Source organism: Mycoavidus sp. SF9855 (genome assembly GCF_024582735.1).
Lineage (GTDB): Bacteria > Pseudomonadota > Gammaproteobacteria > Burkholderiales > Burkholderiaceae > Mycoavidus.
The window spans coordinates 1,251,539-1,276,488 of sequence record NZ_CP102085.1 but is presented as its reverse complement, the minus strand read 5'-3'; the positions used below and the strand labels follow the sequence as shown (position 1 = coordinate 1,276,488).

Sequence of the window (24,950 nt, the reverse complement as noted above, 5' to 3'; positions counted from 1 at the left end):
TAGATTGACTAAATTTTAGCAGCAGTGCTTAATTTGTATGAGTTCCAATTTGATCTGACAGCTACTCGGTTTGGCGAGAGCAGTTGTCAGATCAAGTCTTGGCTAGGACATCACTCAGAGGCTTAGACTAAATGTGCCTGCCCTTGAATGTCTGTACATAAGTGAGCAAGCTCGCTATTTTGGATGGCAGGAGGGGAGGCTAGCTTTCTCAAAAGTGAGGGCTCTGTAGGGTCCGAGCGATAGGCGGGAAGACTTGTCTGTATATTTAGGCGGGAACGGCGACGTAATGGTACGTTGTTCTCCGACACAGCATTCATAAAAACAGCAGTTTGTTTAGCGGTTAGAGAAACAGAGTTCTTGAGCCCAGTCGTCGTATAGAAGTAAAGTCTATTATTGTGAATATAAAGCGGTGCCAGGTGTGTGCTGCTCCGTGGAAACAAAACTTTAGTATAGAGCGCTTGTATCTGCTCAGGCGCTAGACTTGGCAGCAAAGTGTAAAGCTGATCAATATGTAAATTCAAGATTTTGGTCAGAACAGATTGATGGTTGTTCTTATTCTGTAGCATCGCGACCAACGCTCGAAGCACGGTGTCAGGCAGTATTTTTTGTTGATTTAATGCCTTAGCCGCGGCATAGATGAGATATTTGTCCTCATCCTGATCTTTTAACACCGCCACTAAGGTTTGAAGAACGGTTGCTGGCAGCGCCTCTTGTTGTCCTAGTGCTTCCGCGGCTGTCATCCTGAAGGATTTTTTCTTTTCCTTATTTTTGAGCATCGAGTCCCAAGCCTGCATCACGGTGTTAGACAGTGCTTTATGTTGGTTTAATGCTTTGGCCGCGGCGGAAATGACAGATTCTTCTTCATCCTGATCTTCTAATACCGTCACCAAAGTTTGCATCACGGGGTTTGGTAGTGTCTCTTGTTGTCCCAGCGCTTGGGCAACGGTGGACCGGATGGATGCGTCCTCTGCCTGATTTTTGAGGATCGAATCCCAAGCCTGAATCACGGCTTCAGGCAGTTCTTTCTGCATGCTTAAGGCTTTTGTAGCCTCAATTCTGACCGTGCTCTCTTGATCCAGTAAGGCTTCGGTTAGAGCTAATTTGGCCTGCTCAGGCAGAGTTTGGTTTTGGCCTAACGTCTTAGCGGCCTTAGACTGTATATCTTGATCTGTACTCGATAGCGTTTTGATCCAGGCTTGCAGAACTTCGTTCGATAGAATTTCTTGTCGGCTTAATACCATGGCCGCCGCAGACCTGATCTTTTTATTCTCATCTGCGAGCGCTATGATCAAGGCCTGGCAGGTGTCGGCAGGCAATCCTGACTGTCGATGCAAGGCTTGGGTGGCCGCGCACCGGAGCCGCCATTCTTGATTCTGATTCTGTAATATCTCGGTTAAATCTTGAATGATCTCTGCAGAAAGTAGCGCTTCTTGGCCTAAGATATCGGCAGCAGTTATTCTGATCCTCCAACTCTCGTTTTCAATCTCACCTTTTAACATAGAGAGTAAGACTTGAATGAGGCGGGGCGGTAGCGTGTCTTGATTGTTTAGCGCTTTGGCAACCGAAATTCTAATGTTTTCCTTCTCACTCTTATCTTGTAATACGGCGGATAAGGCCTGAATGGCCGTTTCAGGGATTATTTGTCGTCGATTTAATACTTGCGCTGCGGTAGACCTGATATATTCTTTTTCATCTGTATCCAGTAGCCGTGAGATCAAGGTTTGACTGATGCTCGGCTCAAGCGGTTCTCGCCAACTGAAGACCTCGGCAGCCGAAGCCCTTAAATCTTCGTTTTCATTTTTATTGTGCAATACCATGAGCAAGGCGTGCATGGCCGCTTCAGGCAGAGTGTGTTGCTGGCCGAATGCGCTCGCAGCCATCGCTCTGACCTCCTTGTCTTCACCTGTATTTTGTAACACGGCGATCAAAGCTTGAGTGATGGTTTCAGAGAGTGGCTGTTGTTGGCCTAAGGCCTCGGCAGCCGTAGACCTGATATGCTTTTCTTTATTCTGTAAGGCGGTTATTAAGAGTTGAATAGCTGTGTCGGGCAGGGTTTTCTGTCGGCCCAATATTTTGCCAGCGGCATATCTGATATCCCATGTCTCATCCAGTAACGCCACAATTAAGGCCAGAATGACCGCTTCAGTTAATGTCTCCTGCCGGCCGCAGGCTCTAATCGCAGCAATTCTGACATCCTCATCTTCATCCTTATTTTGTAGCGCCGTGCTTAAGGCCTGAACGACAGCACTAGACAAGGTGTGCTGTTGACCTAATACCTCGGCAGCTGCCACTTTCGCCTCTTTGTTTGCATTATGCTTGAGCAGCACTGAAAGAATCGCTTGGGTCGCGTTGTTAGATAAAGCTGAGCGTGCATTTAGGGTGCGAATAATGCTGGCTTTCTTGCTGTCAGGCTGATTTAGATAAGTGAGCAGTAGATGTTCCGAGAATCCTCTATGGCAACCTAATTCGCTCACGCTCTCTGTGCTCAGGCTCAGCTCAAAGCGTAGCCACTGCATTAACTCCGTTTCTAGTCTATCGACAGTGGTTTCTTCCAAGTGGGCGCGTGCTTCATGCAGACACCCTATGATCACGTGTTGATGGCGTATGCCAAGCACGTCACGTGGTTCCTCTTCTAAGAGCATAAAGAAGCGTTCTAAGGCAGCGCCCTTAAGCAACCCGGCCAACATTTGCCATACGACTTCATAACAAGGGTCGTATTTATGTTCAGCAATAAAAGTGCGCAATTGCGCTTGGCTGAGGATTAAATTTGAATGGATGGGCGCACTGTTTGTAAAGGTGGGTGCTGGATTGGTTTTAGCATCTATTTGCAGATGCTGCGCTAGGAACTTAGCTGCAAAGAATTCCTGCAAGGACAGGTGCAAGAAATGGTAATCACGTTCGAACTCAGGACGCCCAATATCAACTGTATGTAAAAAGGAAGTCTGTTTTAAATCAGTGACGAGCCCGAAAGGAGATTTTATTCCTAGCAGCGTTTTATTGTGAGTCAGCTGATTCAGATTCAATGCAATTTTGCCAGCTTCTAATCCTGTAAATGCTAAATAGCCCAAAGCATAGAGTTCTGTCGCCATGAGCTCTTCTAATTTAGCTTTGGGCAAAGTCTGGATCACGGAGGGTTGTAAGCGTTCACCCTGGTCTCTTTTCTTTAAGCGAGCGCAATCTTTACGCCAGAGTTGATCGACGATGGCCTCATATAACGTGACCATCGTTGTGGTTTGATCTGGGCGAGAATTTTCTCGACTAGCACACAGTGCATCAAGCAGAATTGGTAGCTTGAGCGGTCCCTGAGTCAGTGGAGTGCTTTGGATCAATTGCTGGATCGCGGCTTGGCTCGCTTCAGGTACAAATTTTTGCACGTAGGTTTGTACATCATCCAGATTTAAGCCAGTGGCTTCTAGCTGCAAATCAAATTGACTTAATATCTGGGGGTTCACTCCAATCGAGCGGGAGGTGATTAAAACGTGAGTCTGATCGAGTAGTTTTTGTAAAAGTTTATTTAAAGGGCGGCCTTCATCCAACTCGCCAATAACTTCATCTAAGCCGTCTAAGATGAACAGTGTTTTGTCTCGATGTCGCTCAAAAGTCTGTGTTAACGCTTGCGTTTGGAGGCTTTCTTGGTTCGCAAAAAAGTGCTCGCCCAGTAACTCTTCAAACTTGATGGTCTGATCGGTCTTGAACTGTGCTAATGGTAGCCACAACACGCAATCAAAACGATCTTGCCACAGCGCGTTGTGCTGATAGTCATGGACCAGTTTTTTGCATAAAGTTGTCTTGCCAATCCCCGCCTGCCCATGAATCAAAACCCGTTTAGGCAGACCGATCGAGCCATTACGTAACGTTTGTTGCTCAAACAGAGTAGCGAGCGAAATCGGCCTATTGTCATGGGATGTAGCGCGCGACTCATCGTTAGCTAGGCATTCGAGAGCCGCCAGTGGCTCCTGCTCAGTTTGATTGGGTTGCGGTTGCAGATGATGCTTAACCAGAGCGAGATGGGTATGGCAGGTATCAAACTGCACTTTTTGACCTGATAGCCGCTGAATCGAGAGGCCAGAGCATTCATACTGCTGGTAAAGGGCGCGGCGCAAAGCGGTTAGAGAGAGCGCTCGTGTCGTTATCTGCTCGTTGCGTGGGGTCAATTGATAGAGCGCCGCTGCTTGCTTGGCGCGACGTTGTGTTTTGCTCTGGCTAGAGTTGCCTAACGGGTCGCTTGGAGGCGTTGTCCAAAGTGTAGGCCAAGCAAGCGGCATCGAGATGCTTTGCTTTGTATTCGTATGGGGAGCCAGCCATATCTGCTTTAAACCATCTAGGCTTTGACTCATCGCCTGTTGCGTGTGCGCCCATTTTTTAAGCTTGGTTTGCTGAAACTGTCTGGCCACTTGTTTCGCATGGTTTATCCAACTGTGTTTCTTTTTAGTCGGCTCATTATCGTGCGCTATAGCCTCACTATCTTGCGAGATAGCATAAGCTAGCTGATACGTTTCTTGGGTAGCTGGGGGAAAGGTAGCAGCCGGGGAAGGCGGTAGTTCAATACCTGAATCTTTACGAAAATGGGCTTGTCGTGCGGATTGAGTGGTTTTTTCAGGGATTGGATCTGTTTGTACTCGGGCGTCGCAGTGACGCGGCAGTAAGGTGAGTTTGACGGTTTTTAACAGGCTGCCTACTTTATTCATTACTTTTTACTTAACTCTCTTATATAACTTTGCTACCCGCAAGAAGAAGCTGAAAAGGCTTTTACTCATATCGGTACTGAGCTTTCATTGTATAGGATATTGTCTCGAAGCGTTTTTGGAAGATTCTTATTTGTCTTGGCTTGAGTCCAATTTAAATGAAGCGCGAAGTAAGCTTGAGCCCTAAAAGTTACGCTGAACTCCAAAAGGCGATCTAAATTCCAATCATTTAAGCGATCCATCACTGACGGATGTATAAGGAATCCTCTTACGATGGTAGAATTCAGGGTGACGGGCCTCCTCGCATAGTGGTGCGGCCAATCTGGTCAGGTCGGGAACGAAGCAGCCACAACCGTTTCCCGCTAGTGCCGGGGTTTGGGCTCGTCACCCCTAATTTAAAATTTTTCGATGACCTATCAAGTTCTCGCGCGCAAATGGCGGCCCAAGGATTTTGCGTCGCTAGTTGGACAAGAGCATGTAGTGAGAGCGCTTACTCATGCGCTTGAACAGCAGCGGCTACATCATGCCTATCTATTTACCGGAACGCGTGGTGTCGGTAAAACCACGTTGTCACGTATTTTTGCCAAAGCACTCAATTGTGAGATGGGTATTACAGCAACGCCTTGTGGCCAATGCCAAGCGTGTTGTGCAATTGATGAAGCGCGCTTTGTCGATTATGTAGAAATGGATGCAGCGTCCAATCGCGGCGTTGATGAAATGGCTAGTTTGCTTGAGCGCGCGGTCTATGCGCCAGTTAATGCGCGCTTCAAGGTCTATATGATCGATGAAGTGCATATGCTGACCAATCACGCCTTCAATGCAATGTTAAAAACGCTTGAAGAGCCGCCGTCCCATGTCAAATTTATTCTAGCTACTACTGATCCCCAGAAAATCCCGGTAACCGTGCTATCACGTTGCTTGCAGTTTAATCTTAAGCAGATGCCTGCGGTGCATATTGTTGCACACTTGCAGAAAGTCCTCACGGAGGAGAAGCTGGGTTTTGAACTGCAAGCGTTACGCTTACTAGCACGCGCGGCAGATGGCAGTATGCGCGATGCACTGTCGCTCACAGATCAGGCGATTGCTTATGCCGCAGGCCAAATTAGTGAAGAGGCGGTGCGGGGCATGTTGGGAGCGCTTGACCAGCATTATTTGACTCGGCTCCTGGATGCCATTGCAGCGTCTGATGGTGCTGAGGTGTTGGCGATTGCTGATGAGCTTGCCGCCCGCAGCTTATCGTTTTTGCTGGCGTTGCAAGATTTATCTACGATGTTGCATCAGATTGCATGGGCTCAAGTGGCTCCCCAATCGGTCCTTGATGAGTTGCCTGAAGCAGAAGATATCCGGCGTTTTGCTAGCCTATTCTCGCCAGAGCAGGTGCAATTGTATTATCAGATTGCAACTATTGGCCGTTCTGAGCTTGGACTCGCGCCGGACGAATATGCCGGGTTTACGATGACGCTGTTAAGAATGTTGGCATTTTATCCAGCAAATACAGCGGGTGCCAGACCTACAATTGCTGCAAGCCAAGCAAGCCAAGCAAGCCAAGCAAGCCAAGCAAGCCAAGCAAGCCAAGCAAGCCAAGCAAGCCAAGCAAGCCAAGCAAGCCAAGCAAGCCAAGCAAGCCAAGCAAGCCAAGCAAGCCAAGCAAGCCAAGCAAGCCAAGCAAGCCAAGCAAGCCAAGCAAGCCAAGCAAGCCAAGCAAGCCAAGCAAGCCAAGCAAGCCAAGCAAGCCAAGCAAGCCAAGCAAGCCAAGCAAGCCAAGCAAGCCAAGCAAGCCAAGCAAGCCAAGCAAGCCAAGCAAGCCAAGCAAGCCAAGCAAGCCAAGCAAGCCAAGCAAGCCAAGCAAGCCAAGCAAGCCAAGCAAGCCAAGCAAGCCAAGCAAGCCAAGCAAGCCAAGCAAGCCAAGCAAGCCAAGCAAGCCAAGCAAGCCAAGCAAGCCAAGCAAGCCGCCCAGTGGAGTCTGCGCCTGAATTGGCGCAGGCCGCTATGCCTAATCATGTGGACGTCTCTACGCCAACAGATTCACTCGTGGCGTTGGGGTTTGTGGAGCATGATTGGCCGTCGCTGGTGGCACGTTTGCCATTGCGTGGCTTGGTGAAAGAGCTGGCATATCGTAGTGAGCTTGTGCGTATTGAGGGGGCAACGCTGACATTAAAAGTATCGGTAGCGCAACTTGCTGAGCGTTTGCAAGTTGATAAGTTGCGCACAGCGCTCACTGAATATTTGGGCAAGCCACTCAAGCTGGTTACCGAGATTGGCCCGGTAATGCAAACTGCGGCGGCGCTAGATGCCGCTCAAAATGTTCAGCGCCAGCAAGTTGCGGAGCAGGCGCTGGCGCAAGACCCATTTGCCCAAGCGCTGATTCGCGATTTTGATGCAACTGTCGTACCAGGCTCGATCAAGCCGGTGCAACCCACAAACATTTCCAATATTTAAAGAGGAGCTATTAATGTTGAAAAACCAACTCGCCGGGCTTATGAAGCAAGCTCAGCAAATGCAAGAAAACATGAGTAAAGTGCAAGAAGAACTTGCTTTGATCGAAGTTGAAGGTCAATCGGGTGCCGGCCTGGTCAAAATAACCATGACATGTAAGCACGAAGTACGCCGTGTAGTGATCGATCCAAGTCTTTTTGACGATGATAAGGATATGCTTGAAGATCTAATCGCCGCGGCGTTTAACGATGCGGTGCATAAGGTCAGCGAAGCAACGCAAGAGAAAATGGGGAGTGTGACCAGCGACCTACCTTTGCCAGCAGGTTTTAAGCTGCCATTCTAAGTTGCAATCTGACGCTTGATGAATAGTTTGGCATGACATCCCCTTCGAGTCTGGGCGCGTTAATCGATGCCTTGCGCGTATTGCCCGGGGTTGGCCCCAAATCCGCGCAGCGTATTGCTTATTATCTGATGCAGCACAACCGCCATGGCGCTGCCCGCTTGGGGGAGGCATTATCGCAGGCGCTGGAGAATTTGCGGCATTGCGTGTGCTGCAATAATTTGACCGAGGCGCAAACCTGTGAGACGTGCGCAGACCCTGAGCGGGATCCGGCGCTGCTGTGTGTCGTTGAGACCCCAGCAGACCAGTTGATGCTCGAGCAGACTTTGACCTACCGCGGTTTATATTTTGTCTTGATGGGGCGTTTAAGCCCATTGGAGGGGGTCGGCCCACGCGAAATTAATTTTGAGCGTCTGCTTCGGCGCGCCACCGATGGTCGAGTACAAGAAGTGATTTTAGCGACGAATTTTAATAATGAGGGGGAAGCAACCGCCCATTACCTGAGCCAGATGCTGAAAGGGCGAGGCTTGATGACAACCAGGCTCGCCCGTGGTGTGCCGGTAGGAGCTGAGCTTGAGTATACGGATGCCGGGACAATTGCGCGCGCGGTGCTTGATCGACGCCCGCTTTAAAGAAAAAATCGGAGTCGGCAGAGTTCGGTGAGCAGCAGAACCTTTTTGCATCATTATTCAATAGGGATAAAACCCGGAGACAAGAGATGAAGTGGACTGATATCCAAGAAATCGCAATGGCGCTAACGGATAAGCACTCGGATATTGATCCGCAATATGTGCGTTTCACAGATCTGCACCGTTGGGTCACAGAGCTTGCTGGTTTTGAGGATGATCCTCAGCGTTCGAGTGAGAAAATACTTGAAGCAATCCAAACCGCTTGGATTGAAGACTCGGATTATTAAAAGGCAGGAACGATTAATATAGTCTATGCTTTAATTGGGCGGTGAAAGTGTAGCTGTGCTACTAGGCATCAGCGCAGAAAGGCGCCCATAGAAGAAGGAGAGGCTATGTTTAAGCATATTCTGATTCCAACTGACGGATCTGAGCTATCGAAAAAGGCTATGCGCGGTGGCATTGAGCTTGCTAAAGCGTTAGGCGCTCATATCACTGCGTATGCCTGTTTGCCGCAATATCCTTATCCGCTATTTGCTGAGGCAACGATTGAGGCGCCGGTTGAATTCCGCCAGCGCCAAGAAAGCGAGGCGCATGAGCATCTGCGACAGGTTAAGGAGGCGGCGAGGAATGAGCAAGTGCCATGCACAAGTCATGTCAGTGCGCATGCATCGCCTTATTTGGGGATTATCGAAGCCGCACAAGTGTGCGGCTGCGATGTGATTTTAATGGCTTCCCATGGCCGCAGTGGGCTCAGTACTCTGCTGATTGGTAGTGAAACGCAGCGAGTATTGACGCACACCAAGGTTCCGGTGATTGTTTATCGCTGACGTGCTCCAGGGCGCGCAGCAGAACTCCGGCGTGCGGTGGTGGTGTTGCTGTTACCACGGTAGCCTTGTCCTGCATTAGAAGGGCGGCCGTAGTTGCTTGGTTTTGCACCGCGTGGAGCAGCAGTAGTGCGTCCTTTACTTGGACGTGGCGCCGCCGCTGATGGTGTGCGGCGGGGTTCAAAACCGGCGACCACATTGACTGGCAGCGTCTGCTTGGTAAAACGTTCGATCCGCCGTACCACCTGCATTTCATTATGATGCGCCAGGCTGACGGCAGTCCCGCTGCGACCCGCACGGCCAGTGCGGCCGATGCGATGCACGTAGTCTTCGGCAAATTTCGGCAAATCGTAGTTAAATACATGCGTAATGCCGGGAATGTCGATACCGCGCGCAGCCACATCGGTTGCTACGAGTACCCGTACACGCCGCTCGCGCAAGGAGCGGATGGTGCGATTCCGCGCATTTTGTGGCAAGTCGCCATGGAGTGCCGCTGACGAAAAGCCCGCATCGCTGAGCAGGTCGGACAGTTCGTCCGCGCCACTTTTAGTCGCCGTGAACACAACCGCTTGATCCAGGGTTTGATCAGCCAATAAATGCGTTAGCAGGCGATCTTTATGGGCGCGATCATCGACCCAATGAACTGATTGCGTAATATTTGCACGTTGCTCAGGGCGGTGCATGATCTCAATTCGCTCAGGCGTTTTCAATAAGCTCTTGGTTAGATGGCTAATCCGATTATCGATAGTCGCCGAGAAAAGCAATGTTTGCCGGCTTGCTGGTGTAGCGGCAACGATGGTTTCAATGTCGTCGATAAAGCCCATGTCCAACATCCGATCAGCTTCATCAAGCACCAGCATGGTTAATTTGGACAAATTGATGCGGCCGCGCTCAAGATGGTCGAGCAAACGACCAGGTGTTGCGACGATGATCTCTGGCTGCTTAGCGAGCAATGCAAGCTGTTGAGGATAAGGCACACCACCTAAAATACTGACTGTGCGCAAATTCTTTAAATGTTTGCCATAGGTTGTTGCCGCCGTTGTAACTTGTGTGGCGAGTTCGCGGGTAGGTGTTAAGACCAGCAGCGCAGGGTAAGCCGTTGGCTGCTGGCGGCTATTACGACCAGTGCCACCACGGCGCTCGCGAGAGCGTTCAGCGGGGGCTGCTGCGGCAGCAGCAGTTGGAGCGTCTTCTTTTTGCAATTGTGCAAAGCGTTGAATCGCTGGCAACATAAAGGCGGCTGTTTTACCCGAGCCGGTCGGACTTGATACAAGCAAATCACGGCCAGCCAGTGCGGCGGGAATGGCTTTTTGCTGTACCGGAGTAGGTTCTGTATAGCCTGCTGTGCTGAGGCTTGACAAAATTTCAGGGCATAGGCCAAGGGCTGCGAAAGCTGCGTTGCTTTTTGCGCTATCGGCGGCCGTAGATGCTGGTGTGCTAGTTGTTGGTGTAGGTGTGCTAGTGGAATAATCAGAATTCATTGAACGGATCCCTAAAAAATAAACAATGCGCCGGCTGTTTATAAGCTAAAGTCATACCATGCCGAAATGCGCGATACACGCTAAAAACATAGGTTTATGCGAGCGAGCATTGTTTTGGAAGCTGTATTAAAGAAGCAACAGCCTCTGAATGGGGAATCCGTGCAAAGCACGGCCTAGACGGAGGAACAGTTTCCAGGCTGGGTAGAAACAAAACGCGGAGATGCTGACCAATTTATAATCGGCAAGCAACGAGCATTATACATAACTTAGAGAAATAAAGCTAGTGGGTGTATCTGGTTTTATATAAGCGGGCTTTCAGAAGAAAACCACATCAACCTCTGTTTACACGCCATTGCCGGAAAAGGGACTGAGCATTATAAAAATGTCCTGGCCGCGGTGCAGAAAAATATCCAGGCCTTGCCGCCCGAACAGAAGACTCAAGCATTGATTTTGCTAGAAGAATAAAGTGCGCTAAGAACGAGGGCAGTAAATCCAACCCTCCGTCTCAGACTGTAACTGTGCGCTGGTCTCTTAAACGCGTCGTATAATTAGGGCTCTACTTTAAAGTGTCCTCATGCCCGACTTACTGACCCATTTAAATCCCGAGCAGCGCGCTGCAGTGACTTTGCCGGATGAGCCGGCGTTAATTCTTGCCGGCGCCGGCAGCGGTAAAACACGGGTGCTGACCACTCGTATTGCTTGGTTGATTCAAGCTGGCCGTTTTAGTCCGGCAGAAGTGCTTGCCGTTACCTTTACCAATAAGGCGGCGCGCGAAATGATTACGCGCCTGACGGTGCTGTTGCCAATCAATCCGCGTGGCATGTGGATTGGCACCTTCCATGGCCTCTGCAACCGCTTGCTACGGGTTCATTGCCGCGAGGCTGGCTTGCCTGCGACCTTCCAAATTCTCGATATAGCTGATCAGCTGTCTGCGCTTAAGCGGTTGCTGAAAGGACTGAATATCGATGACGAAAAATACCCTCCAAAGCATCTACAGAACTTTATTAATCACGCCAAAGAAGAAGGCTTGCGACCCGCTAAAGTCGACGTGCGTGATCACTTTAATCGTCAATTTGTCGAGCTGTACGAAGCCTATGAAGTCCAATGCCAACGCGAAGGCACGGTTGATTTTGCCGAATTGCTCTTACGCAGTTATGAGCTACTGGCCCGTGAGACTTCGCTACGGGCGCATTATCAAGCGCGTTTTCAACATATTTTGGTGGACGAGTTTCAAGATACTAACAGGTTGCAATATCAGTGGTTAAAGCTGTTAGCCGGTCCCAAAGGGGCGGTCTTTGCGGTTGGTGACGATGACCAAAGTATTTACGGGTTTCGGGGCGCTAATGTTGGCAATATGGTGGACTTTCAGCGTGAATTTGAAGTGCGTAATCTGATTAAGCTTGAGCAAAATTATCGCTCTCATGGCCATATCTTAGATGCCGCGAATAGTCTGATTGCAAATAACGCGCAGCGCCTGGGTAAAAATCTTTTTACTGAAGCGGGGGCTGGCGAGCCGGTAAGAGTCTATAGAGCTGAGACTGACACGCGCGAGGCCGCTTGGTTGGCCGAAGAAGTCCGCGCTCTGATTGACCAGGGGTCCGCGCTGGATGAAATCGCCTTGCTCTACCGGAGCAATGCGCAGTCTCGAGTGTTCGAGCATATGTTAGTTAGCCAAGGGATTCCGTACCGCGTATACGGCGGATTACGCTTTTTCGAGCGGCAGGAAACTAAACATGCGCTGGCTTATTTGCGCTTGCTCGATAATCTGGATGACGACACTTCATTTGTGCGCGTGGTTAATTTTCCAACGCGTGGGATCGGTGCGCGTGCGCTTGAGCAATTAAGTGATATGGCGCGGCAGCACCAATGCTCGCTGGCGGCTGCGGTACCGTATGTTGCCGGTAAATCAGGCGCAAATCTAACCGCGTTTACCCAGCTTATTGAGCACATGCGCATTGCTACGCAGGCCATGGGCTTACCTGAAACAGTTGAATATATTACGCAGACAAGTGGTTTGCTTAACCATTATGAAACTGAGCGTGAAGGGCAAGACCGGATTGAGAACTTGCGTGAATTGGTGAATGCCGCGGTGGCTTTTATGGCCGAGGGCGGTTATGAGCTTGCTACGCCAGCGCGTTCAATTCCTTTAGCGCCGGGTGCTACACCGGCTGCTCAATTGCTGGCAGACGAGTCCGCCCAACTGATATTGACGGCGGAAGTCACGGATATGATGACGCCGCTGGCCGCCTTCTTGTCTCATGCCTCGCTGGAGGCGGGCGATAACCAAGCGCAAGCGGGGCAGAACGCTGTTCAGCTGATGACCGTGCATGCGGCCAAAGGGCTCGAATTTAATGCGGTTTTTATCACCGGTCTTGAAGAGGGGCTGTTTCCTCATCAAAATAGTACAGCGGATACAAATAGCTTAGAAGAAGAGCGGCGTTTACTGTATGTCGCGATTACGCGCGCGAAAGTGCGGTTATATCTATCCTTTGCGCAAAGCCGTATGTTGCATGGGCAAACGCGTTATAACGTGTGTTCTCGGTTTATCGACGAATTGCCTGCCGAGGTGCTGAAGTGGTTGACGCCTAAGCGCGATTCATTCGCGCAAAATAGTTTTACGGGTAACCGTGGTGAAAGCGGCTGGGGACGCAATTGGTTTGGCAAAAAACCGGCGCCGGAGGAGCGCGTTGCGACGACAGCTTTTGAAGCGCGTCAGCGTACGGCCGCCACCGGTTTTTGGGTGGGGCAGGCGGTTTTTCATACGAAGTTCGGCGAAGGCAAGGTGGCGGCCCTCGAGGGCAGTGGCGACGATGCGCGGGCGCAGGTCACCTTTAATCGACACGGGGTGAAGTGGCTGGCGCTAGCGGTGGCAAAATTGCAGCCCATTGATGAGTGAGTAGTGCCACTAGCGCAGTCCAATTATCTAACGTTGAGTAAAAACGAGGCATTATTGCGGCCTCGTTTCTCCTCCAAGAGCCGTGCGTACGGAGCGCCCCGCACACTGTTTAGGCAATTTCTCAGTCCCCGAGATTTGGGACCGGACCACATTACAGAAGCATCTGTAATAAAAATCAAGTCAAATTTAAATCACACATATACCCAACAAGCCTAAATTAACCCGCATTCTGAGGCGGCCCCTTTCAAGGCTAACGAATTAGCCATTTGGCCTAGTACTCATCGTTGGGACGCCGTGACAGAATGTGTGCACATGACTAACCAACGATTAGATGATTGCTAAATGAGCTACTTATCGATGCCGCATGATGCATTATTCAAGCTGTTTTTGATGGATGTGGAGATTGCCAAAGAATTTCTGCAAACACATTTGCCTTCCCCTTTACAGCAACAGTTTGACTTTAATACGCTGGCGCTTGCTCCGGGCGCATTCGTTGAAGATAATTTAAGCCAGCATTACTGCGATGTCGTCTATTCAATTCGCGTGGCGAAAGACCGAGGCTCGGCGTATATTTTGCTCGAACACGAGAGTGTTGCGGGCAAACTGACCCCTTTTAAGTTATGGCGTTACCAGAGCGCAATCATGAAGCAGCACCTTAATCAAGGTGATACCTTGCTCCCCGTGGTCCTGCCGCTGATTTTCTATCGAGGAGCAGCCCCTTATAGAGGCCCGCTCAGTCTTTTGGAATGCTTCAGGCACAAAGCAATAGCACAAGAAATATTTGCGCTGACGAAATCCATCCAACTGATTGCGTTATCGGCAATACCGGATGATGTATTGATGACGCATAAGCGTTGTGCAGTAATGAAATTAGCGCAAAAATACATCTACAACTGGGATTTGCAGCAACTCGTACCTAAGGTATTTGAACTCTTTGAGCGCTATCCATTAGCGATTGAAAAAATAAGGGGGGTGCTATATTATCTAGTAAAAGAAGGTCGAGGAATGGATAAGCAGCAGTTTGTCCAATTTGTGATTAACCATGCACCACATTATCAGGAGGACATTATGTCGATTGCACAATCTTGGATTGACGAAGGGCATCAAAAAGGTTGGCAAGAAGCCACGCTTGAAATAGCTAGAAATATGTTGGTGGACGGTGTGGCGCTTGATTTTATTAAGCAAGTGACCAAGCTTTCTGACGATAAAATTTTAGCGCTTATGTAATCTCTCATCATTAGATATGTGGATGGCGTCTTTTGAGTGCATGAGTTGGATATAAGTGAACGGTGAGGTCATGCCGCCAGCAGCAGGAACCCACCGAAACGGCTCCATTCGACTCCATGCCGAGTTGAGCGCAATAGGAATCGCCGGCCTTTGGCCGGCGAGGATGTCAATAGATTACTCAACGCGCTCAGAAACTGGCATTCCAACTTATGCCTATGCTTCAAGGTTGAGTCTAAAAATATTTAATAATCAATTACTTAAAATTTGTTTCTTGATGGCTAACTGATGGCGGATGCTTAGGTTCTTTGGAGAAGCAGCCGACATAGCTGGCATAATGTGCGCAAAAGGAAATGGGCATCACAATGATAGAGACGACAAACGCTAACATCTGTGGCGTTTGCTCAATACCCCCTAGCTTAAATAAGAGGATCAACGCACCAAATAAGGCAACGCCAAAACCCGCCAAGACTAAGCCATTGAGCATAAAAGCGCTCAGGTTACGCCAACACACGACCATGCTAAAAAAAAGCGTTTTACGCAAAGGCACTTGATGCCACGCGCTGAGAGCTGGCGCAAACCAAAACATCATGGAAACGGGTATGTAGATGGCTGCCATTACCAAGATGGACAGTGTCAAACGACCGCTTTCTAGCATCTCCGGCTTGAGACTACTGGGAGATAATGCCAGGCGCACTAATAAACCACTATCTACCAATGCTGAGGCGGCAAACATGATCAATAGCGCTAATGTATAGTACAAACCGAGTAAAAGCAGCCGCCACACCGTCGCCTTGCTAAAGGTGAGGCGTAAGCTGTTGAATAACGCGGCAGGTGCAGTGGGCTCTTGCTTGAGTGTATTGCGGCAGACTGTCATAAAGCAGATTGAGATCAGCGGAAATAGAAGCTGCGGCAATATATGGCTCAGCAGCATCGGCATAGCCGAGAGCGGCATCATCAAAAGCGAATAGCATAAAGAGCCAATCAAAAAAATGGCTAAGTTTTTCCAAAAGAGCTGGAGCCCCTGTTCAAACCATAGATAGCCAGCTTTGGCGGGAACTTTATTAAAATGCATAGTGTTGTTTATTCTCAAAGTTAAAGCCATGACAACGCCGTGGCCGTGATGTGCGAGTAGGTCAATTTTAACTGATGCTAGCCGCCTAGCCATGCAAAATAATCGCGACTTAAGGGGCGAACACCTTAAACCACAAAGATCCAAGCTGGGCGGTGGCTGTCTTGATATGCATATATAGCTTGCGGAGTGGCTAAAAAATTAAACTGACGGTAAAGCTGCTACCGTTATATGAGCGCGCAGTATCCGCTCAAAATGCGCAGGGTCATGAGGTTCAAGCATTGTGGCCTGACGCGGCAAGTAAACATCATAAAGCCGTGATAACCAAAAGCGCAATGCAGCGGCGCGCAACAGTGCGTGCCAGCATAATGTTTCGCCTGCAGTAAACGGGCGCACTGCTTGATAGCTCAGTAAAAATGCCTGTATCCGCACGGCATCGAACTCGCCGCTTAAAGGTTCAATACACCAATCATTCACACTTACTGCGATATCAAACAGCCATTTATCCACACCCGCAAAATAAAAATCAAAAAAACCGCTTAGGCGTTCATTTTGATGAGCTGCCTGCGCCGGTACAAAAAGTACATTATCGCGAAACAGATCGCAATGACACGGCCCCTCAGGTAACGCAAGATAGTCAGCACTTATCTGTAAATTTTGTTGGAACGCAAGTTCAGTCTGTAAGAGCTCGCGCTGTGATGCGGTCAAAAAAGCATCGACCGCGCTTGCCGCCTGCTGCTGCCACCTTAGGCCACGTAAATTGGGTTGCGCTAATGAAAAAGTGCGCCCAGCCAGGTGCATCTGCGCCAGCATTTTCCCAACTTGAGCACAATGATGTGCACTGGGTACGAACTGGGCCGCGCCCTCTAGTTTGGTCACGATGGTAGCCGGCTTGCCGCACAGTTCGCCAAATAACGTACCGTCATTACGCACCACTGGATCTGGCACCGGCACCTGCTGCGCAGCCAAATGCTGCATAAGCTTAAGATAAAACGGCAGCTCGCTAGCGGTCAGTTTTTCAAAAATCGTCAACACATAATGACCGCTGCCGGTGGTGAGAAAAAAATTGCTGTTCTCAATGCCCGCAGTAATGCCACGTAAGCTGAGGACGGGTCCAAGCGAATAGTGTTGCAGCCAATGCGCAAGTTGCGGTTCGGTGACAGGGGTGAAAACAGCCATGCGGATTTAAAGTACTAGCTTGATTTGACAGAAAGGAGGATTTTAGCAAACCTACCTAGCATACCTGCCGCAAAACAAAAATTGGGCGGGCTACGTACTTGCACTGCAAGAATGCTACACTTTTTAGCTTACAGTAGAAAACTCTGTCTTTAGCCTTGCGAAGTCTAAAATAAAGCATAGGCAGGGCAAGCGGGCGAGGGTGGTCAAGAGCGCGCCCATCTATTCAGGAGTTTATTAAGCATGATAACCACTGAGCAGGAATTGATTAAATATGATAACCACTGAGCAAATTGCAGATCCAATGTTAGCTGTTGATCGCGTCGCCGAACTCTATGCGATGAGCACGGCCACCTTGCGGGATGCCTTTGCACGTTATCAGCGCGGTGAACAGTTTAAAACTCGGGTGCGTGCGTATTACCCATTTGTGAGGGTGCGCATCAAGCACAATACTCGGCTTGATTCACGCTTAGCTTATGGCTTTGTGTCAGGTCCTGGGGTGTTTGATACGACCCTGACGCGCCCAGATTTGTTTGATTATTACTATCGGCAGCAATTTAGCTTGTTGGCCAGCAATCATTCAGTGCAGCTTGAAGTGGGTTTATCGGGGCAACCGATCCCAATCCATTTTGCGTTTGCCGAGGGCATTCATCTAGAGGGCGCGCTGGATTATGATCAGCTTAGTCAAATGCGCGATATTTTTGATATGCCTGATTTAGCTGCTTTCGATGATTGTATTGTGAACGGTACCTATCAGCCATCGCCTGGCGAACCCCATCCACTGGCGCTCTTTACTGCGCCGCGGGTTGATTTTTCTTTACATCGGCTCAAGCATTACACGGCGACCTCGCCGGCGCATTTTCAGAACTATGTGCTGTATACGAATTATCAATTTTACATCGATGAATTTGTGCAACTCGGGCGTACTTTAATGGCGCTTGCCAGCGACCCGGTTGAGAGCGCATATCGCAGCCAGTATGTGGCTTTTATCGAACCCGGCGATGTCGTGACCCAGAATGCCAATCTCGCGGTGCATAGCGTTCAGAGGGGCGTTGAAGGGGTCGCACCCGTGCGCTTACCGCAGATGCCCGCCTATCATCTAAAGCGTGCAGATGGCTCTGGTATCACGATGGTAAATATTGGCGTGGGGCCTTCTAACGCTAAAACAATCACCGATCATATCGCTGTTTTGCGTCCGTACGCGTGGATTATGCTGGGCCATTGTGCCGGCTTGCGTAATTCGCAGCGGCTAGGCGATTATGTGCTGGCGCATGGTTATGTCCGCGAAGACCATGTACTCGATGCGGATTTGCCACTTTGGGTACCGATTCCGGCATTAGCTGAGGTGCAGGTGGCGCTGGAACGGGCGGTGGCCGATGTCACGCAGCTTGAAGGCTTAGCGTTAAAGCGCGTGATGCGTACTGGCACGGTAGCGAGCGTGGATGATCGTAATTGGGAGTTACGCAGCCACCATGAGCCGATCCGCCGGCTATCGCAAAGCCGCGCGATTGCACTTGATATGGAAAGCGCTACGATCTCAGCCAATGGGTTTCGTTTCCGAGTGCCTTATGGCACACTTTTATGCGTTTCTGACAAACCGCTACATGGTGAATTAAAACTGCCTGGAATGGCAAACACATTTTATCGCACGCAAATCAGCCAGCATTTAAAGATTGGTGTGCGTGCGATGGAATTACTGCGCGAAAACGGCCTAGATAAATTGCATAGCCGTAAACTGCGCAGTTTTGCTGAGGTAGCATTTCAATAAAATATTGCCGAGGCGGCGTTTCAATAAAATAGCTTTGAATTTTTAGTGAAATTTTTAGGCAATTCTCAGACACTCTGTCGGCTCCTATATTGCGCAAATGACTGGAATACGCTAACTTGCGCGCTACAGCCCCTAGCAAAAAAACTCTATTCATCATATGAGGATCATTTTGAGTAGTCGGGACGTTTTTGGGATGAGGAGCTAACGAGTTGCCTGTTAGCCACAACTTTTATGGTTAGAGAAAGTGTGCTTCTCAGATTCATGAAAACGGGCCGGATTGTGGATACCTTTCGAGGGGTTTGAAATTGACTGATCGTACCCGTTGCTGTAGCTAATCTTGGAACTTGACTTGTAGCATCTCAACCAATGGATGTGTCTCATGCAAATGTATAAAACAGATGATATTGCCTCTGCAGCACCGACCTCCGAGGCCCAGTCTCTGGGCAGTCGAGCCTTTCGCACACGCTATGGTCTGAAGTATGCCTACGTGGCTGGCGCGATGTATCGTGGCACTACCTCCGCAGCTTTGGTGGTGCGGCTGGGTCAAGCTGGCTTGATTGGCTACCTAGGGACGGGTGGCCTGAGCCTAAAGGCCATCGAAACTGCTATTCAGACGATTCAATCACAACTGGGCAATAGCGCGCCATATGGCTTGAACCTGCTGGCTGATTACGTTGAGCCAGACCTTGAACGGGCTACGATTGATCTGTATTTGAAGTACGGCGTGCGCCATATCGAAGCAGCAGCCTTTATGCAAATGACACCGGCCTTAGTTTTGTTCCGCGTCAAAGGACTGAGCCGCGACGCAAGCGGCAATATCCAGTGCGCCCACCGCGTATTGGGCAAGGTTTCGCGCTTAGAGGTGGCCCAAGCTTTCATGAGCCCGGCGCCCGCCCATCTGGTAGAGGCGTTGCAAAAGGAAGGCGCCATTACCGCCGAGCAAGCTGCATTAGCGCAACACGTTCCGATGAGTTACGATATTTGTGTGGAAGCTGACTCTGGTGGTCATACCGACGGCGGTATCCCGACCATCCTCTTGCCGGCGATACAGCAACTGCGGCAGACTCTGATGGCTCAATACAGTTATCAAGAACCTGTGTGTGTGGGACTGGCCGGTGGCATCGGTACGCCCACCTCTGCCGCCGCTGCGTTTGCGATGGGGGCGGATTTTATTTTAACCGGCTCGATCAACCAGTGCACGGTGGAGGCTGGCGCCACCAAAGAAGTCAAGACAATGCTGCAGCAAGCCAGCATTCATGACATGGCGTATGCGCCGGCAGGGGATATGTTCGAAATGGGCGCGCGCGTTCAGGTGCTTAAAAAAAGCTTACTGTTCCCGATGCGGGCTAATAAACTTTTTGCTTTGTATAGTCACTACGAAAGCCTGGATGACATTCCCGCCGCACTCAAAGGCCAGCTCGAGCGAAGCTACTTCAAGCGCAGTTTAGCTGAGGTCTGGACCGAGACCGAACGCCATTTGCAGTCGCGCGGCCGGACGCAGGATCTCGCGAAGGCGCAGACCAATCCAAAATACAGAATGGCGCTGGTGTTCCGATGGTATTTTGCGTATTCCACCCGACTCGCATTTAGCGGTTCACCGGAAGATATGGTCAATTACCAAGTGCATACTGGGCCGGCCTTGGGCGCGTTTAATCAATGGGTCAAAGGAACGCCGCTAGAGTCTTGGGAGCAGCGTCATGTCGATGAGATCGGAATCAAGCTGATGGATGCTACGGCTCAGCAGATACGCACTCATTACGAGCGATTCTTCACGCCTCAAAAAGAGTACGCATGATGACCCTTGCCCATTTCATTCTTTCCTCTAACTAATCCAAAGGGTTATAAATAATGAGGGTCTTTGCGCTGTCGGATTTGCATATCGATTACGAGCTTAACAAGCAATGGATCGCGCAGCTGTCTACTGATGACTATCGTGACGATGTATTAATCCTGGCCGGCGATGTTTCTGATTCTTTGCCACTGCTTGAGTGGTGTCTGAAAACGTTGGCGAGCCGCTTTAAAAAAGTCCTCTATGTGCCTGGCAATCATGACCTATGGGTCATCCGGGATGGGCCTGAGCGTCAATCGCTAGACAAATTTCAACAGATTTGTGCCTTAGTTGAAAATTGCGGCGCTTCAATGCAAGCATTTCATCGCGGATCGTTGTCGATTATTCCTCTTTTGGGTTGGTACGATTATTCGTTTGGCCAGCCGAGCACAGAAATTTTCGCGACCTGGGCGGACTATCATGCTTGCCGTTGGCCCGAGCATTTCAGCGCACACGATATTACGGCACATTTTGTGCAATTAAATGAACCGCTATTCAGCAACCTTAATCAAACGGTGATTTCCTTCTCCCATTTTTTGCCTCGGATTGATCTGATGCCGGCCTATATTCCGCTCGAGAAAAGAACGCTTTATCCAATCTTGGGAACCCACCTCCTTGAAAAGCAGATTCGGCAGCTGGCTTCAACCATCCATGTCTATGGCCATAGCCATGTTAATCGCAGCGTCACGATCGAAGGTATTTCGTATATTAATAATGCCTTCGGATATCCGCGGGAAACTCATATTGCAGCCAAACAATTACTTTGTATCTACGAAACTTAATACCTCGAAACTGCTCTAATCGTCCATAGATCAGCCTTAATCATGTTAGAACTGACTCCTGAAAAAATTGATTTGTGGTTTGTCTTCTTTGACGCGATACAGGATGAGTCGCTACTCAATCAGTACCGGCGTCTCTTGACGCAAGCAGAGCGGCAGCAGGAAAAACGGTTTTATTTTGTTAAAGATCAACGCCGCTATCTCATTACACGAGCATTGGTGCGTACCGTTTTATCACGCTATGCACCGATAGCACCGGAGCAATGGTTATTTGCAGCCAATGCTTACGGGCGGCCAGAAATTGCCAATCCTCATCTGTCGCAAAAAATATCATTTAATCTATCTCACACACAAAGCCTGATCGTGCTCGGTGTGACGAGTGGCAATGCACTGGGTGTTGATACGGAAAATGTCCGTCTGCGTCAGGCTCCGCTTGAAATCGCTCAGCATTATTTTTCACCGGATGAAGTCAGAGCGTTGAGCGAATTACCTACAGAAACACAATACCAGCGTTTTTTTCAATATTGGACTCTCAAAGAATCCTATATCAAAGCTCGTGGCATGGGGTTATCGATCCCATTAGATCAGTTTGGTTTTCATTTTGCAGCAGATCGCGAGATAGGCATCTCAATCCATCCGGCTTTAAATGATCAGCCGTCTCGTTGGCATTTTTGGCAGTTTAAGCCTGCTGCAGATTATTTAGTGGCAGTCTGTGCTGAACGTTTTGGCAGTGCAAAGCAGACGTTAATCATGAGAAATAGTGTGCCGTTGGTTAAAGAGGAACTGCTGGAGGGTGGACTGTGCCACGCACGCTAAAAAAGACGCTCGAACCGGCTTAATGAAGCGCGGTAGGGCGTATCGGGTTTTAAACGTGCCGAGCCATAAATACAAACGGCTGGCCGAATTTCCGACAGATATTCGGTGGCTTCGATGAACTCTGCCATAATCGTAAACATTTGCCATGATGCGCCGCGCTCTTGATCTGCGAGTGCGCGCAAGCTTGGTATCATTTTTCTATTGTTTATCGTATTCATATGTCTGTGCAGTCCAATCTAAAAGGCCGGACCCTATTACTGGTCGATGGTTCAAGTTATTTGTATCGCGCATATCATGCCTTGCCCAATTTGCGCAGCCCCAACGCAGAGCCGACTGGTGCCCTATATGGCATGATCAATATGCTGCGGCGCTTACGCAAAGACAACCCGGCAGAATATAGCGCGTGTGTATTTGATGCTAAAGGCAAAACCTTTCGAGATGATTGGTATCCCGAATACAAAGCCCAGCGCTCCTCGATGCCCGAAGACTTGGTACGGCAGATTGAACCGATTCACCGCACAGTGCGTGCCTTAGGCTGGCCGTTACTGATGGTGGACGGGGTCGAGGCTGACGATGTAATTGGTACCTTGGCCCGGCAAGCCGAACAGGCTGGCATGAAAGTAGTGATCTCGACCGGCGACAAAGATCTCGCGCAGTTGGTGACAAGCCAAATTACGCTGGTCAACACCATGAGTAATGAACTGCTGGATGAAGCCGGCGTCGCTGAAAAATTTGGCGTGCCGCCAGCATTAATTGTCGATTACTTGGCATTAATTGGCGACACCTCGGACAATGTGCCAGGGGTTGAAAAATGTGGTCCTAAAACGGCGCTAAAATGGCTGACGCAATATGGCTCATTGGCAGGGGTGGTTGAACATGCTGACCAAATCACCGGGGCCGTGGGGGAAAACTTGCGCCGCGCGCTCGACTTTTTACCGTTGGCAAGCAAACTGATCACCGTATGTACGGATTGCTCGCTTGAGCCACACATTGAGTCAATCGAAGCCTCGCTGGCAACGCGCACTGAAGCTCAAGCGGAACTTCTGGATGTCTTCACGCATTACGGTTTCAAAAGCTGGTTAAACGAATTAGCCACCGCGGGAGTCGCCGCACCCGATAACGGCAGCCCTAGCAGTCTAGCCGCACCAGCATTGGAAATAACGCCTGATTACGAGAGCATACTCGACTGGGCGCAATTTGATACCTGGTTAGAAAAAATCAATGCCGCCGAATTAACGGCTTTTGATACCGAAACCACGTCACTTGATCCGCTGCGTGCGCAGTTGGTTGGTCTTTCGTTTTCAGTCGAAGCGGGTCATGCGGCTTATCTTCCTCTGGCCCATCGGGGACCCGATATCGATGCTCATGTCACCCAATTGCCACGTGATGAGGTCCTCGCGCGGTTAACAGAGTGGCTACAGAATCCAACTAAAAAGAAAGTTGGACAGCACATGAAATATGATGAGCAAGTGCTATTTAATTATGGCATTGGCTTGGCTGGCATAGAGCATGACACCTTGCTTCAATCCTATGTGCTTGAATCGCATCGTAGTCATGATATGGACAGCCTTGCGCTACGCCACCTTGGCCTCAACACGATTAAATATATAGACGTTTGCGGCAAAGGCGCTGCCCAAATTGGCTTTGAGCAAGTGCCGCTTGAGCAAGCAATACGTTATGCAGCGGAAGATGCAGATGTAACGCTACGCCTGCATCACGCGCTTTATCCGCAACTGTCGAAAGAGCCCGGCCTGCTGCATATCTATCGCGAGATCGAAATGCCTGTTGCGCGCGTCTTGCGAGTGATGGAGCGTAATGGTGTCTTAATCGATACTCAGTTACTCGCTCAACAAAGCCATGAACTGGGCATACGTTTGATGCAACTGGAACAAGAAGCGCATACCTTAGCCGGTGGTCCATTTAACTTAAGTTCACCCAAGCAAATCAGCGAGATTTTTTTTGAACGCCTGCAGTTGCCGATCATCAAAAAAACCCCCGGCGGCGCACCTTCAACGGATGAAGAAGTACTGCAAAAGCTCGCCGCGGATTATCCCTTACCTAAACTGCTGCTTGACCATCGTACGCTGTCGAAACTCAAATCAACCTATACCGATAAACTGCCCAAAATGGTCAACCCCCAAACGGGGCGGGTGCATACGAATTATGCCCAGGCCGTCGCCGTCACCGGGCGGTTGGCTTCAAATGAACCCAATTTACAAAACATTCCGGTGCGCACCAGCGAAGGGCGGCGCATTCGCGCAGCCTTTATTGCCGCGCCTGGACATCACATTGTGTCGGCGGATTATTCGCAAATTGAACTGCGGATTATGGCCCATATCTCAGGCGATGAGAATTTACTAGGCGCTTTTGCGCGTGGCGAAGACGTTCACCGCGCCAGTGCCGGCGAGATTTTTGGCGTGGCGCCACAGCAGGTCTCTGATGACGAGCGGCGCGTTGCCAAGACGATTAATTTTGGCCTGATTTATGGCATGAGCGTATTTGGGCTGGCGTCAAACTTGGGCCTGTCGCGTGATGCGGCCAAGGTCTATATTGACCGCTATTTCAATCGCTACCCAGGCGTGGCACGCTATATGGAAGAAACCCGGATTCGTGCAAAAGAACAAGGGTATGTTGAAACTGTCTTCGGCCGGCGCTTATGGCTACCTGAGATTAATGGCGGCAACGGGCCGCGCCGTCAGGCGGCTGAGCGGGCGGCAATTAATGCGCCAATGCAAGGCACCGCAGCCGATTTAATCAAGCTCTCGATGGTTGCTGTGCAACAGTGGCTAGAGACAACGGCACGGCAATCGAAGCTGATTATGCAAGTGCACGATGAACTGGTACTTGAAGTGCCAGCTGCTGAATTGGCTGAAGTGCGGGAGTGTTTGCCGGCGTTAATGTGTGAAGTCGCGCAATTGCGTGTGCCATTGGTAGTTGACGTGGGGGTCGGGAACAATTGGGAGGAAGCGCATTAGAAAACGAATGTATACTTCATT

The 24,950-nt window shown here is 49.8% G+C and carries 15 protein-coding genes, 1 other RNA gene and 2 pseudogenes; 13 read left to right on the top strand and 5 right to left on the bottom strand.

The features are described 5' to 3' along the window. Nucleotides 1-122: 122 nt before the first annotated feature. Nucleotides 123-4,688 (bottom strand): HEAT repeat domain-containing protein, encoded by a 4,566-nt coding sequence (locus NQD60_RS04805; RefSeq protein WP_257099859.1) that lies wholly within the window; start codon nucleotides 4,686-4,688, stop codon nucleotides 123-125. Nucleotides 4,689-4,975: 287 nt separating this feature from the next. Between NQD60_RS04805 and ffs the strand changes: the two genes are divergently transcribed. From ffs to NQD60_RS04775, 6 genes are all read left to right on the top strand, one after another. Then, nucleotides 4,976-5,074: signal recognition particle sRNA small type (gene ffs, locus NQD60_RS04800), an RNA gene on the top strand. Nucleotides 5,075-5,093: 19 nt separating this feature from the next. Beyond that, complete coding sequence (locus tag NQD60_RS04795; protein WP_257099858.1) at nucleotides 5,094-7,124, top strand: DNA polymerase III subunit gamma/tau; 2,031 nt, start codon at nucleotides 5,094-5,096, stop codon at nucleotides 7,122-7,124. A gap of 13 nt (nucleotides 7,125-7,137) precedes the next feature. Beyond that, the gene (locus tag NQD60_RS04790) at nucleotides 7,138-7,464 is read left to right on the top strand and encodes a YbaB/EbfC family nucleoid-associated protein (protein WP_257099857.1); all 327 of its coding nucleotides are present in this window, start codon (nucleotides 7,138-7,140) and stop codon (nucleotides 7,462-7,464) included. A 32-nt stretch (nucleotides 7,465-7,496) separates the two neighbouring features. Continuing rightward, the gene (gene recR / locus NQD60_RS04785; protein ID WP_257099856.1) at nucleotides 7,497-8,093 is read left to right on the top strand and encodes a recombination mediator RecR; all 597 of its coding nucleotides are present in this window, start codon (nucleotides 7,497-7,499) and stop codon (nucleotides 8,091-8,093) included. An 86-nt stretch (nucleotides 8,094-8,179) separates the two neighbouring features. Further along, complete coding sequence (iscX, locus tag NQD60_RS04780; protein ID WP_223691146.1) at nucleotides 8,180-8,377, top strand: Fe-S cluster assembly protein IscX; 198 nt, start codon at nucleotides 8,180-8,182, stop codon at nucleotides 8,375-8,377. 105 nt (nucleotides 8,378-8,482) lie between these two features. Beyond that, the gene (locus NQD60_RS04775; RefSeq protein ID WP_257099855.1) at nucleotides 8,483-8,917 is read left to right on the top strand and encodes a universal stress protein; all 435 of its coding nucleotides are present in this window, start codon (nucleotides 8,483-8,485) and stop codon (nucleotides 8,915-8,917) included. Here the strand turns inward: NQD60_RS04775 and NQD60_RS04770 are convergent. Continuing rightward, nucleotides 8,908-10,395 (bottom strand): DEAD/DEAH box helicase, encoded by a 1,488-nt coding sequence (locus NQD60_RS04770; RefSeq protein ID WP_306438064.1) that lies wholly within the window; start codon nucleotides 10,393-10,395, stop codon nucleotides 8,908-8,910. The two genes, NQD60_RS04775 and NQD60_RS04770, sit on opposite strands and share 10 nt — an antisense overlap. A gap of 574 nt (nucleotides 10,396-10,969) precedes the next feature. Between NQD60_RS04770 and NQD60_RS04765 the strand changes: the two genes are divergently transcribed. Next, nucleotides 10,970-13,291 (top strand): UvrD-helicase domain-containing protein, encoded by a 2,322-nt coding sequence (locus NQD60_RS04765; protein WP_257099854.1) that lies wholly within the window; start codon nucleotides 10,970-10,972, stop codon nucleotides 13,289-13,291. A gap of 342 nt (nucleotides 13,292-13,633) precedes the next feature. Next, complete coding sequence (locus NQD60_RS04760) at nucleotides 13,634-14,518, top strand: Rpn family recombination-promoting nuclease/putative transposase (RefSeq protein WP_257099853.1); 885 nt, start codon at nucleotides 13,634-13,636, stop codon at nucleotides 14,516-14,518. Nucleotides 14,519-14,771: 253 nt separating this feature from the next. Here the strand turns inward: NQD60_RS04760 and NQD60_RS04755 are convergent, their stop codons facing one another. Both NQD60_RS04755 and NQD60_RS04750 read right to left on the bottom strand, forming a co-directional pair. Continuing rightward, the gene (locus NQD60_RS04755; RefSeq protein ID WP_223691141.1) at nucleotides 14,772-15,590 is read right to left on the bottom strand and encodes a BPSS1780 family membrane protein; all 819 of its coding nucleotides are present in this window, start codon (nucleotides 15,588-15,590) and stop codon (nucleotides 14,772-14,774) included. 198 nt (nucleotides 15,591-15,788) lie between these two features. Next, nucleotides 15,789-16,766: a homoserine kinase gene (locus NQD60_RS04750; protein WP_257099852.1), complete on the bottom strand. Its 978-nt coding sequence runs from the start codon at nucleotides 16,764-16,766 to the stop codon at nucleotides 15,789-15,791. Nucleotides 16,767-17,061: 295 nt separating this feature from the next. Here NQD60_RS04750 and NQD60_RS04745 point away from each other — a divergent pair. From NQD60_RS04745 to NQD60_RS04730, 4 genes and pseudogenes are all read left to right on the top strand, one after another. Next, nucleotides 17,062-18,531 (top strand): annotated as a pseudogene (locus NQD60_RS04745) (AMP nucleosidase); the annotation flags it as partial. Between the two features lie 379 nt (nucleotides 18,532-18,910). Beyond that, on the top strand, nucleotides 18,911-20,326 hold the full coding sequence (locus NQD60_RS04740) for a PfaD family polyunsaturated fatty acid/polyketide biosynthesis protein (RefSeq protein ID WP_257099850.1): 1,416 nt from the start codon (nucleotides 18,911-18,913) through the stop codon (nucleotides 20,324-20,326). Between the two features lie 53 nt (nucleotides 20,327-20,379). Beyond that, nucleotides 20,380-21,141 carry a metallophosphoesterase gene (locus NQD60_RS04735; protein WP_257099849.1) on the top strand — a complete coding sequence of 254 codons (762 nt, stop codon included), beginning with the start codon at nucleotides 20,380-20,382 and terminating at the stop codon, nucleotides 21,139-21,141. A gap of 42 nt (nucleotides 21,142-21,183) precedes the next feature. Beyond that, the gene (locus NQD60_RS04730) at nucleotides 21,184-21,954 is read left to right on the top strand and encodes a 4'-phosphopantetheinyl transferase superfamily protein (RefSeq protein WP_257099848.1); all 771 of its coding nucleotides are present in this window, start codon (nucleotides 21,184-21,186) and stop codon (nucleotides 21,952-21,954) included. A 32-nt stretch (nucleotides 21,955-21,986) separates the two neighbouring features. On the opposite strand, the pseudogene NQD60_RS04725 reads toward NQD60_RS04730, so the two are convergent. Further along, a pseudogene (locus tag NQD60_RS04725) lies at nucleotides 21,987-22,163 on the bottom strand (TIGR00730 family Rossman fold protein); the annotation flags it as partial. Nucleotides 22,164-22,172: 9 nt separating this feature from the next. Here NQD60_RS04725 and polA point away from each other — a divergent pair. Beyond that, nucleotides 22,173-24,929, top strand: a complete 2,757-nt coding sequence (gene polA, locus NQD60_RS04720) for a DNA polymerase I (protein ID WP_257099847.1) — start codon at nucleotides 22,173-22,175, stop codon at nucleotides 24,927-24,929. Nucleotides 24,930-24,950 lie beyond the last annotated feature (21 nt).

What these genes read in the sequence shown, in the direction of transcription:
- NQD60_RS04735 (WP_257099849.1), top strand. Translation starts at nt 20,380, where the DNA reads ATGAGGGTCTTTGCGCTGTCGGATTTGCATATCGATTACGAGCTTAAC.
- NQD60_RS04790 (WP_257099857.1), top strand. Translation starts at nt 7,138, where the DNA reads ATGTTGAAAAACCAACTCGCCGGGCTTATGAAGCAAGCTCAGCAAATG.
- iscX (WP_223691146.1), top strand. Translation starts at nt 8,180, where the DNA reads ATGAAGTGGACTGATATCCAAGAAATCGCAATGGCGCTAACGGATAAG.
- NQD60_RS04765 (WP_257099854.1), top strand. Translation starts at nt 10,970, where the DNA reads ATGCCCGACTTACTGACCCATTTAAATCCCGAGCAGCGCGCTGCAGTG.
- NQD60_RS04795 (WP_257099858.1), top strand. Translation starts at nt 5,094, where the DNA reads ATGACCTATCAAGTTCTCGCGCGCAAATGGCGGCCCAAGGATTTTGCG.
- NQD60_RS04755 (WP_223691141.1), bottom strand. Translation starts at nt 15,590, where the DNA reads ATGCATTTTAATAAAGTTCCCGCCAAAGCTGGCTATCTATGGTTTGAA.
- NQD60_RS04760 (WP_257099853.1), top strand. Translation starts at nt 13,634, where the DNA reads ATGAGCTACTTATCGATGCCGCATGATGCATTATTCAAGCTGTTTTTG.
- polA (WP_257099847.1), top strand. Translation starts at nt 22,173, where the DNA reads ATGTCTGTGCAGTCCAATCTAAAAGGCCGGACCCTATTACTGGTCGAT.
- NQD60_RS04750 (WP_257099852.1), bottom strand. Translation starts at nt 16,766, where the DNA reads ATGGCTGTTTTCACCCCTGTCACCGAACCGCAACTTGCGCATTGGCTG.
- NQD60_RS04770 (WP_306438064.1), bottom strand. Translation starts at nt 10,395, where the DNA reads ATGAATTCTGATTATTCCACTAGCACACCTACACCAACAACTAGCACA.
- recR (WP_257099856.1), top strand. Translation starts at nt 7,497, where the DNA reads ATGACATCCCCTTCGAGTCTGGGCGCGTTAATCGATGCCTTGCGCGTA.
- NQD60_RS04775 (WP_257099855.1), top strand. Translation starts at nt 8,483, where the DNA reads ATGTTTAAGCATATTCTGATTCCAACTGACGGATCTGAGCTATCGAAA.
- NQD60_RS04740 (WP_257099850.1), top strand. Translation starts at nt 18,911, where the DNA reads ATGCAAATGTATAAAACAGATGATATTGCCTCTGCAGCACCGACCTCC.
- NQD60_RS04730 (WP_257099848.1), top strand. Translation starts at nt 21,184, where the DNA reads ATGTTAGAACTGACTCCTGAAAAAATTGATTTGTGGTTTGTCTTCTTT.
- NQD60_RS04805 (WP_257099859.1), bottom strand. Translation starts at nt 4,688, where the DNA reads ATGAATAAAGTAGGCAGCCTGTTAAAAACCGTCAAACTCACCTTACTG.